Annotated in this window: 12 protein-coding genes; 3 read left to right on the top strand and 9 right to left on the bottom strand. The window is 54.1% G+C overall.

Annotation, left to right across the window (positions count from 1 at the left end):
- The first annotated feature begins 467 nt into the window (after positions 1-467).
- Positions 468-1,742, top strand: coding sequence for an adenylate/guanylate cyclase domain-containing protein (locus tag AC2FGC_RS12800; protein ID WP_496782531.1), 1,275 nt, complete (start codon positions 468-470; stop codon positions 1,740-1,742).
- A 199-nt stretch (positions 1,743-1,941) separates the two neighbouring features.
- Here the strand turns inward: AC2FGC_RS12800 and AC2FGC_RS12795 are convergent, their stop codons facing one another.
- From AC2FGC_RS12795 to AC2FGC_RS12785, 3 genes are all read right to left on the bottom strand, one after another.
- Positions 1,942-2,349, bottom strand: coding sequence for a universal stress protein (locus tag AC2FGC_RS12795; RefSeq protein ID WP_496768403.1), 408 nt, complete (start codon positions 2,347-2,349; stop codon positions 1,942-1,944).
- A 60-nt stretch (positions 2,350-2,409) separates the two neighbouring features.
- A complete protein-coding gene (locus AC2FGC_RS12790; protein ID WP_496768399.1) occupies positions 2,410-2,859 on the bottom strand; it encodes a phasin family protein in 450 nt (149 codons plus the stop codon).
- 133 nt (positions 2,860-2,992) lie between these two features.
- The gene (locus tag AC2FGC_RS12785) at positions 2,993-3,463 is read right to left on the bottom strand and encodes a c-type cytochrome (protein WP_496768385.1); all 471 of its coding nucleotides are present in this window, start codon (positions 3,461-3,463) and stop codon (positions 2,993-2,995) included.
- 263 nt (positions 3,464-3,726) lie between these two features.
- On the opposite strand from AC2FGC_RS12785, the gene AC2FGC_RS12780 reads away from it, so the two are divergent.
- Together AC2FGC_RS12780 and AC2FGC_RS12775 are read left to right on the top strand one after the other, a co-directional pair.
- Positions 3,727-4,947 (top strand): APC family permease, encoded by a 1,221-nt coding sequence (locus AC2FGC_RS12780; RefSeq protein ID WP_480647919.1) that lies wholly within the window; start codon positions 3,727-3,729, stop codon positions 4,945-4,947.
- A gap of 48 nt (positions 4,948-4,995) precedes the next feature.
- The gene (locus AC2FGC_RS12775; RefSeq protein WP_496782529.1) at positions 4,996-6,612 is read left to right on the top strand and encodes an MFS transporter; all 1,617 of its coding nucleotides are present in this window, start codon (positions 4,996-4,998) and stop codon (positions 6,610-6,612) included.
- Positions 6,613-6,621: 9 nt separating this feature from the next.
- On the opposite strand, the gene AC2FGC_RS12770 is transcribed toward AC2FGC_RS12775, so the two are convergent.
- The 6 genes from AC2FGC_RS12770 to AC2FGC_RS12745 form a co-directional block, all read right to left on the bottom strand.
- Complete coding sequence (locus tag AC2FGC_RS12770) at positions 6,622-8,196, bottom strand: trypsin-like peptidase domain-containing protein (protein ID WP_496768381.1); 1,575 nt, start codon at positions 8,194-8,196, stop codon at positions 6,622-6,624.
- A 150-nt stretch (positions 8,197-8,346) separates the two neighbouring features.
- Positions 8,347-8,847 carry an Hsp20/alpha crystallin family protein gene (locus AC2FGC_RS12765; RefSeq protein ID WP_496782527.1) on the bottom strand — a complete coding sequence of 167 codons (501 nt, stop codon included), beginning with the start codon at positions 8,845-8,847 and terminating at the stop codon, positions 8,347-8,349.
- Between the two features lie 196 nt (positions 8,848-9,043).
- Complete coding sequence (locus tag AC2FGC_RS12760; RefSeq protein WP_496782525.1) at positions 9,044-10,162, bottom strand: ABC transporter permease; 1,119 nt, start codon at positions 10,160-10,162, stop codon at positions 9,044-9,046.
- Positions 10,163-12,859, bottom strand: coding sequence for a ribosome-associated ATPase/putative transporter RbbA (rbbA, locus tag AC2FGC_RS12755; protein WP_496726143.1), 2,697 nt, complete (start codon positions 12,857-12,859; stop codon positions 10,163-10,165).
- On the bottom strand, positions 12,856-13,851 hold the full coding sequence (locus AC2FGC_RS12750; RefSeq protein ID WP_496726142.1) for an HlyD family secretion protein: 996 nt from the start codon (positions 13,849-13,851) through the stop codon (positions 12,856-12,858). Before AC2FGC_RS12750 ends, rbbA begins: the two co-directional genes overlap by 4 nt.
- A 347-nt stretch (positions 13,852-14,198) precedes the next feature.
- Positions 14,199-14,576 (bottom strand): SnoaL-like domain-containing protein, encoded by a 378-nt coding sequence (locus AC2FGC_RS12745; RefSeq protein ID WP_496726141.1) that lies wholly within the window; start codon positions 14,574-14,576, stop codon positions 14,199-14,201.
- Positions 14,577-14,975: the final 399 nt, after the last annotated feature.

Genomic DNA, 14,975 nt, shown 5'->3' with positions numbered 1-14,975 from the left:
GGCGGCTTTGGGCCGTCCTCGGTGGTAGTATTATGTGAGGCGGGGTGCTTGCCGCACTTGCTCCGAGGTCTGCGATGAGCCGAGGCTGTGTGAAAACTCTGACCGGTTGGCGAAATATGTCGAAAATACCCTTTATGTGCGTTCTCCCGCGCTTCTGAGAGAGCAATTTACACAGGCGCTGAAAACGAGCTCGACGAGAGAGTTGGTGGGCCGGAGTTTCCACACAGCCTCAGCCCAAACTACCCAGATATCGCACTGCGGCGAATGTCCTGTTCTCAAACCGCAACCAGATGTACACCGCTTCTAGTCCGTGACGACGACCGCTATGCTGTTCGATATCGGAGGGAAGCGGTGTGACGCATCTTCAGAAACCCGTAACGGCTGATCGTACAGCTGTAGAGCGCGCGCAAGGACGGCTGACGCGTCGCAACGAAGACAGATTTGCCGAGGCAGAGCAACAGGGTCTTTTGCTGGCCGCGAAGGTTCGAACCACAGCACTTTGTATTGTTTTGATCTGGGTTGCGATAGACACACAAAGCCGCGGTGCCAGCTTTCTCTACGATATTTCTCAGGTTGCAGTATTCGCGGTGCTTGAAATCTTGCAGTACTTTTCAGCCAAGCATAGCGCGAATGCCAGTGTAATGAACTATGTCTTCGTTGCCATCGACTGTGCTTTGCTGGCTTTCATCTCCAGCACTCCAAACCCTTTCGCTGAATACAATTTACCACCTGCGATCCTGATGAATGGAAGCCAGTTCACCTATTTCTATCTCTTCCTGATGCAGGCAGCATTCAGCTTTCGCCCAAGCCTGGTTCTCTGGTGCGGTTTTTGCATCGTTACAGCGCGCACAGGAATGCTGGTTTGGTTTGTGAGCCAACCTGGCGCCTATACCAACCTCGATCTTAGTGAGCGCACTGTGGAGGACTTTTTGATGGCGCGCTCTGATCCGAATTTCATTTTTCTGGGATTTTGGGCTCAAGAGATCATCGTTTGCTTGCTTGTTACTGCTGGTCTCGCCGCCTTGGTGCGTCGCTCTCGTTGGCTCGTAGAAAGTCGAATTCGTACAGAGCGGTCACGCTCCAATCTTGCACGCTACTTTTCGCCAAACGTTGTGGACCGTCTCAGTAGTGCCGAGGACAGCTTTGGCGATGCGCGTGAACAAGACGTCGCTGTCATGTTTGTTGACATCATCGGGTTTACCTCCATGTGCGAGAACGACGCCCCTGGCGATGTCGTTGATTTCTTACGCGGGTATCATGACAGGTTGGGCAAGGCAGTTTTCGAGAACGGAGGCACGCTGGACAAATATCTGGGCGACGGGCTGATGGCGACCTTCGGGACACCAGAGGCCAGTGAGAACGACGCCAGAAAGGCACTTCAATGCGCCTTTGACATGTTTGAGGCATTGAGCATCTGGAACCATGACAGGAGTGCCGAAAGGCTTCCTCCGGTACGCATTGGGATTGGCATCCACTTCGGTCCCGTTATCTCAGGTGACATCGGAAACCGGCGCCGTCTTGAATACAGCGTCATCGGTGATACTGTGAACGTCGCAAGCAGGCTTGAGCAGCTGTCCCGGAAACTAAAAGCCTCTTTGGTGGTTAGCGATTTGTTGATCGAGGCAATAGATCCGATGGACAAGGTCGGGCAATCTTTAATCAAAAGATTGGTTCCCGCCGGAGTGCAAGATTTGAGAGGAAGACGCGGAAAGATCGGCGTTTGGACCTACATACCGAAATAGTAAGTATTTGCTCATGGCTTTGCCATTCCCCTGAATTCAACTTTCGCAATCCATTCAGTCGGACCCACTCATTGAGCTTATCAACGCCTTCCATTTCCACATGTTCATGCAGCGTGTGATGATCGTAAAATAACTGGGATCTGGAAAGTCGACTCATCCACGACGCTAAATCGACGTGCGGCGCTTACCAGAAACCGGTTCAGCGGACCACATGGACAGAACAATTAGCGTGGTGAACGACCCGGTTCGCAGTCGACCCAATAAATATGTTCTCGATTCCCGGCTTGTGTGAGGCCAGCACTATGCAATCGATTTTGTTTTCATTTGCGAAATCAACGATCGCTCGGCCAGCGCTCCCCGAGATAAGCCGCGGTTTCGCGCCCGGTAGCTCTGCAGCGTTCCGATGTAAGCCTTCCTGAAGCTCTTTTCGCGTGTTTGCCATAACTTCCTCGGGTATCTGGGATGCCACATATGCAGGGATCGGTTCCTGCACATGGAGCACTGTGAATTCCGCATTTGCATTCGCCAGCAAACGAGCAGCTTCAAATGAGGCCTGTGTATCATGATCTTTGTCCAGCGCGACTGGTACCAGAATGTTTTTATACATATTAGCTACCTTCCATTGCTCCAGCTACGATCTTTCCGGCCTCCGCAGTGATGCGGCACACTAAACCGGTTCTGATTTCGAAGACTTACCCGCTTTCTTTGCTGTACTTGCGACATCATCTATTGTCTTTTCTACAGCTTCGGCTTCGGTTTCCGCTGCATATACTGCACATCGGGCAACTGTTTCGAACCATTCCTGAGCGTCAGCCACAAGGCGTTCGGCTGAGTGCTTCTGCCACTCTGCTATGGATTGCAGCGCTTTCGCCGGATCAGTCGGGTCTACAGCAGACGCCGAGCGCGCAGCTTCAAGCGCGGTTCGAACAGCCTCGTGACGCCTCTCAAACCAATGTTGAGCAAAGGCCTCTGCCTCTTTCAGTGACTTCTCCTGCGTGTCCCAGAATTGCTCAAGCTGAGCGTCTAAAAACGGATTGGCTGAAGTAGACGGCTGCATCTGCTTGAAAATATCGACAAGTGGGTTGGAGTAACTTGATTTTGGCTTCTCTTCAGGCATCGGAGATTCCTCCTCATCTTCCCAATGCTGAATGTTACCAATTCCCGTAGAAAATAACCTTAATGTAGATCAACCGGCGTCAACAAACGTGGGCAGTGGTGCTCTACAATCTAATGGCGGCATTTGTACCAAACTACTCGATTTGAATAGACTCCAGATAGTAAATCACATTTGCCAACGGCACACCTGCGAACATCGGCTGGCCATCAGGCATGGTCAGCGCAACTTTTTGGTCCGAGTCCAAAGCTGTTCCAAAAATGGGCATTTCTCCGCCATGCGCGAGCAATGGTGCGCGACCATCAATTTGACGCGCCACCGCCTCAATCGGAAAAACACCGTCGTTTTGGGCCGCGAGCCTCGTCAGATCGGGTGTCCTTATCGCCAGCATCTCCGCCATTGGACCATCTCCTGTGGCCTCGAAACCATGGCATTGCCAACAATAAGTTCTGTAGAGATCGTGCCCATTTTGAAGGTCAATATCCTGCGCCAGTGCAGCACTTGCAGCAAATATTGACAAAAGAAGTCCGCGACAAACTAGCATCTGTTCCTCCTCCGAGATCAGCATTTCGAGTTGAAAATACGCGATATCGAATGAATGCTTCATTGATCTCGCTCATATTCAACCTTTGAGTACCAGCTGGGAAAAACCATCACGAAACGACGGTCGCAGCATTCGGATCCGCCTCTCTGATCAGTCTTAGCGCCTAATGATATAGATCAATGCCAAATAAAGAATTACATATCAAAGTATGAATGTTTCAGAAGGAGCTCGGCATGAGCGGTGATGAGCCCTTGGTTTATCATCGGGGTGCTTGTTTGCGGCACAGCTTCGGTAACCCGGCAATTGCCCATCAAGGAGTGAGGTGAATGCATACAGTTGATCCACCGTCCCCTAAACTCCGACGTTCTCTCACCACCCCGTTGCTTACATTATATGGGCTCGGTGTTACCGTCGGTGCGGGAATTTATGTGCTCGTCGGCGCAACCGCCGAGGCCGCGGGCCCTTATGCTGCAGTTTCGTTTCTTGTTGCAGCACTCGTCGTTTCGCTGACGGCTTTGTCGTACGCCGAACTCGCGACACGCTATCCCGTAAGCGCGGGTGAAGCGGCATACGTTGAAGCGGGATTTCAAAGGGGCTGGATGGCGGTTCTAATCGGTCTTGCCGTTGCTGCGTCTGGGATTATTTCAGCCTCCGCTGTTGCGATTGGGGCGGCCTCATACCTTCACACCCTGACGGGGCTTGGCACCGCATTGCTTACGATCTGCGTTGTGTCGGTAATGGGGCTGATTGCACTCTGGGGCATTACACAATCGGTATTTGTGGCAGCCGTGATCACGGTCATCGAGATCGCGGGGCTTCTTTTTGTGATTGGCTGGGGCATGTCTGTGCAGGAACCGCAAGGCCATGAAATTAGTGAGATGATTCCGGGGCTCGAGCTCAGTACCTGGCGCGGTATTATGGCGGCATCTCTGCTGGCTTTTTTTGCCTTTGTCGGCTTTGAGGACATGGCAAACGTCGCGGAAGAGGTAAAAGACCCAACCCACACAATTCCAAAGGCTATCCTTTTGACGCTCGTTCTGGCGACGGGTTTGTATCTAGCGACCTCGATCACGGTCCTGCTCGTTGTTCCTATCGATACCTTGTCGACCTCGGCCGCCCCACTCACGCTGGTTTTCTTCGACGCACCCGAAGTAATCAAACAAGGGTTCGCCGCAGTCGCGGTTGTTGCAACAGTCAATGGCGTCTTGATCCAGATGATTATGGCGTCGCGGGTGATCTATGGTCTTGCCGACCGGGATCATCTTCCGAAAATACTGGCGACTGTCCCGCAGGTTACCCAAACACCGGTCGTCGCAACCCTGTTGGTAGTTGCGATAATCCTTCTGCTGACGCAAACTCTGCCAATCGGCATACTAGCGGAACGCACATCCCAGATCGTTTTGGGAGTGTTTGTTTTGGTCAACATCTCGCTGATATTGCTGAAGTCCCGGCCAGGGTCAACTCGGGAACATTTCCGCGTACCTCTTGTTGTGCCAATCCTTGGGGTGCTGACCAGCGCTCTGCTTTTTGGTGCCGGATTTCTCTGAGAGGAAAACCGACAGCACAGGGTCATCAGAACGGGGTCCGACTGACGCATGAACACTGACCGATCAACAATTGGAAGGCGGATTTCAGGCTGGTGGCACCGGACTTTCGTTGATCTGGTCGCACAATTGCAATGGTCTTACTTGCCACCATTGATGGTTTACTTTGCGGCCGGGGTTTCGGGACTAACATCCGTCGTCGGTGCGTTTTTTCTTAAAGACTATCTGAATCTATCCGCCGCCTCTGTTGCGGGATTGGCATTCTGGGCCGGGTTGCCGTGGATTCTAAAAATGCCGCTGGGTCATCTTGTTGATCTGTTCTGGCGCTGGAAATCCCTGCTGATTGTCGTTGGCGCATCCCTTATCACGACGTCATTGCTCATCATGTACAGGCTTGTGGCTGCGCCTGACCAAATGGCCGGCATTATGCCACTTGAGAATTGGTACGTCGTTGCCTTGATGTTGGCTCCTTCAGGTTATGCCATTCAGGATGTCGTTGCTGACGCCATGACAGTCGAAGCAGTGCCGCAATCGGACCGAGACGGACGCGCGTTTATTCAGGACGAAGTTCGTGCCCGGCACACCACCATGCAGACCCTCGGCAGGATTGCGATCATATCCGGGTTTGCAGGGGTCGCCGCGGTTAACATCTGGATTTTTTCGGGGGCGGAAAATCTGGAGCAAGCCGATCGTTTGGTTCTCTACGGTCGGGTCTATCTCATTGCCCTGGCTATCCCACTGTTGTCTGTCAGTGGAGTGGTTCTTCACGCTCTGATACAGCGTCGCCTCGTTCGTCGAGGACACCTTCCGCACAGACCAGATCAAACCACCGAAGTCAGGTGGCCGATACTGCTGGGCGGACTTGCGTTTGTTGTTCTCAGCATAGTGTTGGGAACCGCAAATTTTGCCTTCGCGCAAGAGACCGTTTTTGCGGTGTCGCTCACGGTCATTCTCTACCTCATGTCGCGTTTGCTGAGAGAGCTGGAGTCGAAACAGGCCAAAGTTCTGATCGGGACAGCAACTATCATTTTCGTTTTTCGAGCAGTTCCCTTGCCAGGACCGGGCCTGACCTGGTTCGAGATCGACGAGCTTGGGTTTGACGAACAGTTCCTGGCCATTCTAGCGCTTCTGACCTCACTACTTGCTCTGCTTGGCCTGATTATCCTCAGGCCGTTTATGGCAAGTCGTTCGATTGCGCAGGTTGTAGTGTTACTCACGATTGCCGCCGGAGTGCTGTCCCTGCCAAACCTTGCCTTGTACTACGGGGTGCATGAATGGACGGCCGCGCGCACAGGTGGGGTCGTGGATGCAAGGTTTATCGCCATTCTTGACACAGCCGTTGAGTCACCGCTGGGTCAGATCGCGATGGTCCCAATGTTGGCTTGGATCGCGCGCAACGCCCCAACACATCTGAAGGCTACCTTTTTTGCGGTCATGGCGTCGTTCACCAACATGGCATTGTCAGCAAGCAGTCTCGGTACAAAATACCTGAATCAGATCTTTACCGTTACCCGCGCGGTTACCGATCCCAGAACGGGTACCGTTGCCTCCGTCGCTGACTATAGCCACTTAGGGAACTTGCTGATTACCGTGGGCTTGATCTCTGTCATCATCCCACTGGCTGTGGTTTTTCTTGTGCAAAACTCGCCTTATCAGACGCGCGATTGAATATGCGGATCAATCGCTTTCATCGAGAAGTATCTTGAGGTGTGACACCGGAACGCCAATATTCGAGCCGCCAAATTCGGGTAAGATCGCGGCATTGATAGCAACCACCTCGCCATTTCGGTTCAGGGCAGGTCCGCCGCTTCCGCCGGTTGTGGTTTCAGCATCATAGACGACTGCACCGGCACTGGTCTGGGCGACGATCCCCCGGCTGGCCAGAGGCCTGATCTTGTTCTGCTCTGAAAGGTGTTTTGCAATAGTCCAGAAATCGACGGCGCCGTCTCTCTCAAGCGTTTTCAGAAAATCCGGCCCAGCCTGCACAATCAAGGCCTTAAGGCCAGTCGGAAATCCAAGCAAGAAAACTTCTTCACCTGCTCGCGTCGGGTGAGGTGCCAGTGAAAGTCCAAGCCCTTGAACACGGTTCGCATCAACGGACAGAAGCGCCAGATCGGCCGTTTTGCTTGCCCTAAGCAATACCGCTTCCATTGGCTTGGATTGTTCTGGAAGATAAGCCAGCAGGCTAAGTATCTCGGCTTCAAGCCCTGCTGCCTTCAGGGCCTGCGCCCGATCCCCGGTCGTCCAGGGCAAGGCGACATGACGGTTGGTCACCAAAAGAGAGGTGTCCTGCAATAGAAACCCGGTTCCAGTGAACTGAAATTCTGCTGGCGCGCCTGCCGCATCTGGCTCAATCCATGGTTTTCCGAATGGAGTTTTTAGTTTCTCCCCGTCCGGGCCAAGCACATGCCGCAGCAATTTGCCGCTTTCGGTCTGTCGCAATCCGTAAGCACCCTGGATAAAGGCAATAGATCGCGTCGAGGCTGTGATAACTCGCCTTGACGCACCAGCGCGTTCTTCCAAAGTGCCAAGGCGCTGCTCGGTGGAAATCACCTGGTTGTCAAACGCTTCTCTGAGCGCCACCAGATCATCCGCCGTCAGTGCATCTTCTCGCGTCTGCGTAAGCATGACAGCAACCGCCTCGATCTTGAGAGATTCCTGTTTAAGGCTGTCCGCCAGCTTCCGGTCGTTCTGAAAAAGCAAATAGCCAAAGGCAAAGATCAGAAGAAGCACACCGATAACGGTAACCCTGAACAAAACCGTGGTTTGTGATGTCAGCCGACGCCCGCCTTCGCGCAGCGCACCGGACATTTTTCTGGCCAAGGGTCGTCGGCTGGAGCGCGCATACACATAAGCGTCACTTATTATGTCTTCGACCGTGTGATGTGCAGGGAATGAGTGGTCACACACCCTGTAGCGCGACATGGGCCCCTCTTCACCGAACTCAATCATGTCGCCATGCCTAAGAACTGCCGAAGCAGTTTTTTGACCATTGACCCAAATATCCCGGCCAGGCAACGCGTTTAGCGCGTAACCGCCTTGCGACCACTGAATGGTCGCCACGTCTTCGTCATGCGGGGCCAAATCCTCTTTTCGCCTGAACTTCAGGATACGATCAGGACCCACCGAAGCAGCCAAAGCGTTGCCGACAAGCCAGGTAACGGTTCCGCGGGACGGCCCCGTCAAGCTCTCCAGAAATGCACGGACATCGCCAGTTTCACTTTCCACATCGCTTTTGTCAGGCGTCCGCATCGTCCATCTCAGTTCTCTAGCGCTATTGGCACATTATCATGCCCAGCAGTGAAACCGCTATGGTGGGCAATAATGTGCTCGTTTTAAGAACACCAAGGGTCCGCGCATGCTGCCCGGACCATGATGGTTGCGCGTGCGCCTCCATTGCGCCTATTTCGATGAGACCTTAATCTTCCGGCTGGGATCCTGAGGTTCGGTTTTCGGCATCGTGACGTGCAGGACACCTTTGTCGAACGCAGCGGAAATCTCCTCGAGATCGACTGCATCAGGCAGCGTCATTGTCCGGGTGAAACTGCCAAAGCTTCTCTCGCTAACGCGCAGATCGCCCGTGTCATCATGTGTGACCTTCTTCTGGCCTCGCAGGGTCAATCTGCGGCCTTTGATTTCGACTTCGACGTCGTCTTCTTCGAGACCCGGCAATTCAGCCGTGAGAACGATCGCTGTATCCGTTTCGTGGATGTCAATCGCCGGCGAAATCGCACCCGTCATGTCCAACGACGGGAATCCCGTGCGTTGCGCGGCTGTTTCCAGCGGCAGGAATGGCGCTGCGCCCCCGAAAAAGCGCGACATCATGGATTCCATTTCGCGTCGAAAATTATCAGAGAGCGGATGTGTTCCAGCAAACAGTTGTGGTTTTTTGTCTTCAAGCATTTTCTGATCCTCCTCCTTTGGTGCGATTGTGGGGAGGCTGCATTATGGCAAAAGATGCATCTAGTTGCCTTGATCTTGCGCAACCAAGTGTCCTCGGTATCGCGTCAAGAGACATCCCGACCGTATCGGCATTCTGAAATGAAACAAGGCGTATTACCAGTCATACGTCCAGGCCTAGGGGCAAACTGATCTATCTCTATTGCGCCACCGAGCGTCTGAAAAGCATCAGGCTTGACGCCAGAAGGATTGCGCCGAGTAACGCCATCCATAAGAGCTCTGGCCAGACCGTCTCAATCCCCACACCCTTGAAGATAATGGATTGGCTGGCGGACATGTAATGGCGGGACGGGAGGACCGATGTTCCGATCTGAAGCCAGTCGGGCTGACCCTCGATCGGTGTCTCTCCCCCTGACAGCATCAGCATCGGAAGGACTGTCAGCATTACCAAAAGTGCAAATTGCGCCATTGAGCGTGCAATCGTTGCAAGAAATACCCCAAGTGCGGTCGCCGTGAAAAGAAACAGGGCGGTGCCAAAAAGAAACAACCCTTTTGAACCGGCGATGCTGATCCCCAGGGCACCCTGCATTACAAAGGTCAAGGACAAGGCTGCGGCAACCAGAACCACAGCAGCGTTTGCCCAAATCTTGGCCATCGCAATGTCAAACGGGGTGAGCGGCATCGCAAGCAGGTGTTCAATTGTGCCATGTTCACGCTCGCGGATCATTGCAGCACCGGTGAGGATCGTAGTCAGCCACATGATCTGGCCGATGAGCGCCACGATGCCGGCAAAACGAACAGTATCACGGTTGGGATTGAACGCACTGCGCATGATGATATCGACAGGCAATGTCTCTATCAGGTCCGCACCGATGGCAAAGCGACGGATCTCGGCGCTGAGGATATTGATGATATAGTTTGCACCAATCCCGGCCTGTTCCATCGCCGTCGCATCAATCAGAATCTGGATTTCAGGTGAGCGCCCGGCGCGAACATCTTTCTCGAACCCTGGTGGCACCGCGACCACAAACAGGAAATGCCCGGCATCCATCTTTTCGGCTCCGGTACCCGGTGCGATCTGGACAACAGGTTGAAACTCCGGAGGGAAGAACGCCGTAGCAAGAGACCGTGAAAGGGGCGAGCCATCCTCATCGGCAAATGCAATGGAGGCATTGTTGACCGAGTTCGAAACCCCCGTCGCCTCCATCACGGGTGCCAGCGTGAATGACCAGACCAGCAGCTCCATCATCACCCAGTCACGTCGAAGGCTCATCATTTCTTTCAAGCCAAGCCAGAAGATGCAGGACAACCGTTGCATTCACTTCTCCTGCGCTCGAAGCAAAAGGGCCGCGATCAACGTCAGCACCGGCCCGAAACAGGCCAGGGCGAGAAGATCGGGGGCAAGCGCACTCCAGCCCAGCCCTTTGGTGAAGGCACCGACATTCAGGTGCAGGAAATAGGATGACGGCCAGAGCGATCCGATTGTCTGCGCACCGCCTTCAAGCGTTGAAACCGGCTGCAGCAGGCCCGAGAACTGAATGGTCAGTACGACCGAGGCGATGGCGGTAGCGAAGGTAGCGGCCACCTGGCTCGAGGTCATGGTCGCAATGAGCAGCCCATAAGATGTGGTCGCCCAGACATACAGCAACGCGCCAATCGCCAGGGGAACCGGGTTGCCTTTGAGCGGTACATCAAAAACAAGGACCGTCATTCCGGCCAAGAGCAGGAAATTGGCGAACGCGATTGCGATATAGGGGATTTGTTTGCCAATCAGAAACTCAAGACGCGTCGTTGGCGTCGCATAGAAATTGGTGATGGTTCCCAACTCTTTCTCACGCGCGACGCTGACCGCCATCAGAACTGCCGGTAACATTATCAAAAGGATCGCAGGCATGGCCGGGGCCATTGCGGCAATACTCTCGAAACTCTGATTGTACCTGAAGCGTGGTTCGATACGGGCGATCTCGACCGGATGCACACCTTTTTGGCGGGCCATTGCCGCCAAAAAGGTATTGTGGAGCCCCGCCACATAACCTTCCACGGTCTCGCCCTTGAATGGAATTGCGCCGTCCACAATTGCAAGCACGTCCGTTGCTTCGCCAGAGCGGATCTTGCGCCCGAAATCAGGTGGGAGTTCGACAACCAGCGAGGCATCTCCTCGGGCCAGCCGTTCATGGCCCTCACCGATACTCGTCAGTGGCTGCGTTGGGTTGAAGTAGCGCGATCCTGAAATCTCTGCAATGTAGGCGCGGCTTTCTGGGCCCTGTGACAAATCCAGTACCGCGAAATCCAGTTCTTCGATGTCCAGCGTAATCCCATAGCAAAAGACCAGCATCAGGATCACCGAGCCCAGGAACGCAAACGCCAAACGCACGCGGTCGCGCAAAATCTCGATGGTTTCACGCTTCGCGTATGCCAGTGTGCGCCTGATACCCCCGCCAGCGCTGTCATCAAGGGCATGAACCGATGCCTCAGGAGCTTTCACCGGTGCCGGAGGGTCAGCTGCCTTCAATACCGTGACAAATGCTTCTTCCAGACTGTCTGCCTGTGCCTCGGTGATCAACTCATCCGGTGTTCCCTCAGCCAGAACACGGCCCGCGTGCATGAACGACACCCGATCACAGCGCTCTGCTTCGGCCATGAAATGGGTCGAGACGAAAATCGTCACTTCTTCATCTCTCGAAAGCTCAATCAGCAACGCCCAAAACGAGTCGCGCGCCTCAGGGTCCACCCCCGAAGTTGGTTCATCCAGGATCAGTACGCGAGGTCGGTGGATCACAGCGACCGCCAGGGAAAGACGTTGCTTGATGCCAAGTGGCAGCGCCGTGGCCAGCGTGTCCATATGTGCAATCAGGCCAAAGCGTTCCGCCAGTTCGTCGATACGCCTATCGCGGTCCGTGATCGCAAAGATGCGGGCGTGAAGCTGAAGGTTCTGCCGAACGGTCAACTCGCCATAAAGCGAGAATGCCTGACTCATATAGCCAATCTCGCGACGCATCCTCAGGTCGCGTGCATCAACCGGTCTTCCGAACAGTAGCGCCTCACCGTCACTTGCGGGCAGAAGACCTGTCAGCATTTTCATGGTGGTCGACTTGCCGCAGCCGTTCGACCCGAGGAAGCCGAAAATCTCACCACGGTTGATCGAGAATTCGACGTTATTGACTGCCGTGAAATCGCCAAAGCGCCGCGTCAATCCGCGTGCCGTGATCACTGGGTCTGCCTCACGGTGATGTGTGGGCGCTTTCCTTGGTGCGATCAGGGGATCTCCGTGCGCCTGCAACCGCCGGTAGGACGTTTCAAGATCGCTGGCTTCCCCCTTCAATTCTGCCGGAGAACCATGGAAAAGCACGCGCCCGGCATCCATCGCGACGATAAAGTCGAATTGTTCGGCTTCTTCCATATAAGCTGTCGAAACCAGTATGGAGAGGTCGGGTGTAGCCTCTCGGACCGCGTCGATCAGCGCCCAGAACTGACGCCGCGACAGTGGGTCGATGCCGGTGGTCGGCTCATCCAGAACCAAAAGCTTAGGATCATGGATCAGTGCACAACACAGCCCGAGCTTTTGCTTCATGCCGCCCGAGAGTTTTCCCATCAGCCGATCAGAGAAAGGCGCAAGCCCGGTTGCCGACAGCAATGCTGCGATCCGGATGTCACGCTCCTGCTGCCCCTGTCCGAAGAGACGCGAAAAGAACTCAAGGTTCTCTTGCACCGACAATTCTGCATAGAGGTTTCGGCCCAACCCCTGCGGCATAAATGCGATCGCAGGGCAGATATGGTGACGATGGGCGCGGTCGTCGATCGAACCTCCGAGAACATTGATCGTACCAGACTGAAGCTTCTTCGCGCCGGTGATCAAACCCAAAAGCGTTGATTTGCCAACCCCGTCAGGCCCGATCAGTCCAATAAGCTGACCAATCGGCAGATCAAGCGACAGGTTATCCAGTGCAATGCGCTGGCGATACTTATGCGTGACACCGCTGATGCAGAAACCAGATGTGCCCGCCTGGGAATTCATTCGAACAATTCGGGTGGGATCCGCCTTTCCAGATATTCCGGCCATACGCTGTCAGAAGAAAGCCTGATCACAGCGACACCGCGAAGGCCGGTTTTCACATGTTCGATCCGTTCTGTGATCAGATCTTGGGGGATGCGAACCCGAACGCGAAAGACCAACTGTTCACGCTCGCTTAGTGTCTCGACCTGCTTCGGAGTAAACTGGGCTTCAGGGGATACAAAAGTGACGGTTGCAGGAATGGCAAAATCCGGCAAGGCATCAAGTACGATGCGCGCCTCAGCCCCGATGGGCAGCAACCCCGCTTCGCGTGCGGGCAGGTACACATCCATATAGACGTTTTCTAAGCTGAGAAGCGTAAGGATCGGCTCCCCCGCGCCGACAACTTCACCGGGCTCAGCCAGTCTGTAAAGAACGCGCCCTGGCATGGGGGCGACAAGCGAAGCATCCTCGATCTGAGCAGCGATCCGGCGCACTTCGGCTTCGGCAGCCGCGATCTGGCTGTCCGAGGTTGCAACCCGGGCCTTGGCGGCACCCAGAACGGCGTCGGCAACCTGAAATGCGGTTTCGCGATCTTCAAAGACTGTCATCGAAATGTTTTGACCGGCCAACAGTGCCCTTGCCCGTTCCAGTTCCTGCGCCGCGCGACGCCGTTGGCTTTCTCGTTGGACAACAACAGCCTCGGCTTCGGCCTTGGCTTGACGCGCCAATGCTACTTCGGCTTTGGCGCGATCAAGCGCTGCAGACAGTTCATCGGTGTCCATCTCGACCAACAGTTCACCCACAACAACCAAGTTGCCTTCTGCCGCCAAAACCTTTGCAACCCGCCCTGCGAAGGTGGGGGCAATTTCCACTTGTTCGGCCTCTATCCGTCCATTGCCCTGTACAAATCCAACTGGCAATTCACTGCTGTCTTCTGAAACGAATATGTACAACGCCGCACCTGCGAGAAGGAGCATTACGATGATCAGTATTGCGCGCACATTCTTTTTCATGATCTGGCGTACCGCGGTTAGAGCTACGAGGTGACGTTATCTCAAACCCCGCAAAATGCTTTGTTTTGAATCAAACAGAGCCCTTTAGAGGGTTGTTCAGGCCAAACTCGGGTAGAAAACCGGCGCAGCAGTCTGATGGTTAACCCGCATCAATGGCTCAAAGCGGATTTCACGGCGTGACTTTCGATTTCGGTTGCGCCGAACTGACGGAATTGTTGCGCATGGGCAAGCATCACGCGGTCGAGACAAATGCCCAATTGTCCATCCGTGGAGTCAAAGCACTTACAAGTCACGCTTCCAGCGTGCGGATGAAACCAACACTGCGTCAGTATTGCGGGTTGCCGCTCCTACTTCGGCAACATGAAGAACTCTTCCAGTACAATCTTTCTGTCTGCTACCGAATAAACTGCAATCTCGCTCAAGGCGATACGTTGTCCAGTTTCCTTCTGCTTTACGTCAGCCTTATATCGCACACTGAAGCGGTTTGGGGGATGAACATAGGGGCCATCGACGTCGAATTTGATGATTTCATGAGTTGCCAGCCAATCCTCTCTTTTCCCTTTGATAGCATCACGGCCTTTGGTGATGCGAAACTGTCGAACCGGAGGCACAACCGCTTCTATGGATTGAGCGTTCTCGGCATACATTTCATCAACATTTGCAAGGCCCCTGCGATCACGCATTGCCTGAACAAGTGTTCTTCCAATCTCGACTAATTCTTCCATGATAGCCCTCATTTTAGGCATCAACTGTATCACATCTTGCCTTTTCCAATCTTGACGAGGATCAATGAATTTAGATGTTGGCGAAGAATCCAGTTTGGGAACGAGAGGGCAACTAGTGCAGTGGCAAAGAACGGCCCAATTCCCGGCACCGTCATTAACCAATGTGCCATCTCCTTGCCTCGTGGTCGGTGAGTTACCTCCGCATCCAACTCATATCTGACTGATCAACCGGCTCGCATCCCAATCAGCGGACTTAAGCAAGCCTGTGCCGCTTCCCCTCGTGGTGCACCATCATGCGACAACCGATATCGAACACGAAGACAACCATGCTCCCGGCATCTAGACTATTAAGTGCAGGAAAAGCTTGATCTGGGCTGCACAATTAGACAACGTCTTCAA

The organism is Ruegeria sp. CDSC054 (genome assembly GCF_059610645.1).
Note: the sequence above shows the minus strand (reverse complement) of the source record. Positions and strands in the feature narration are given on the sequence as shown.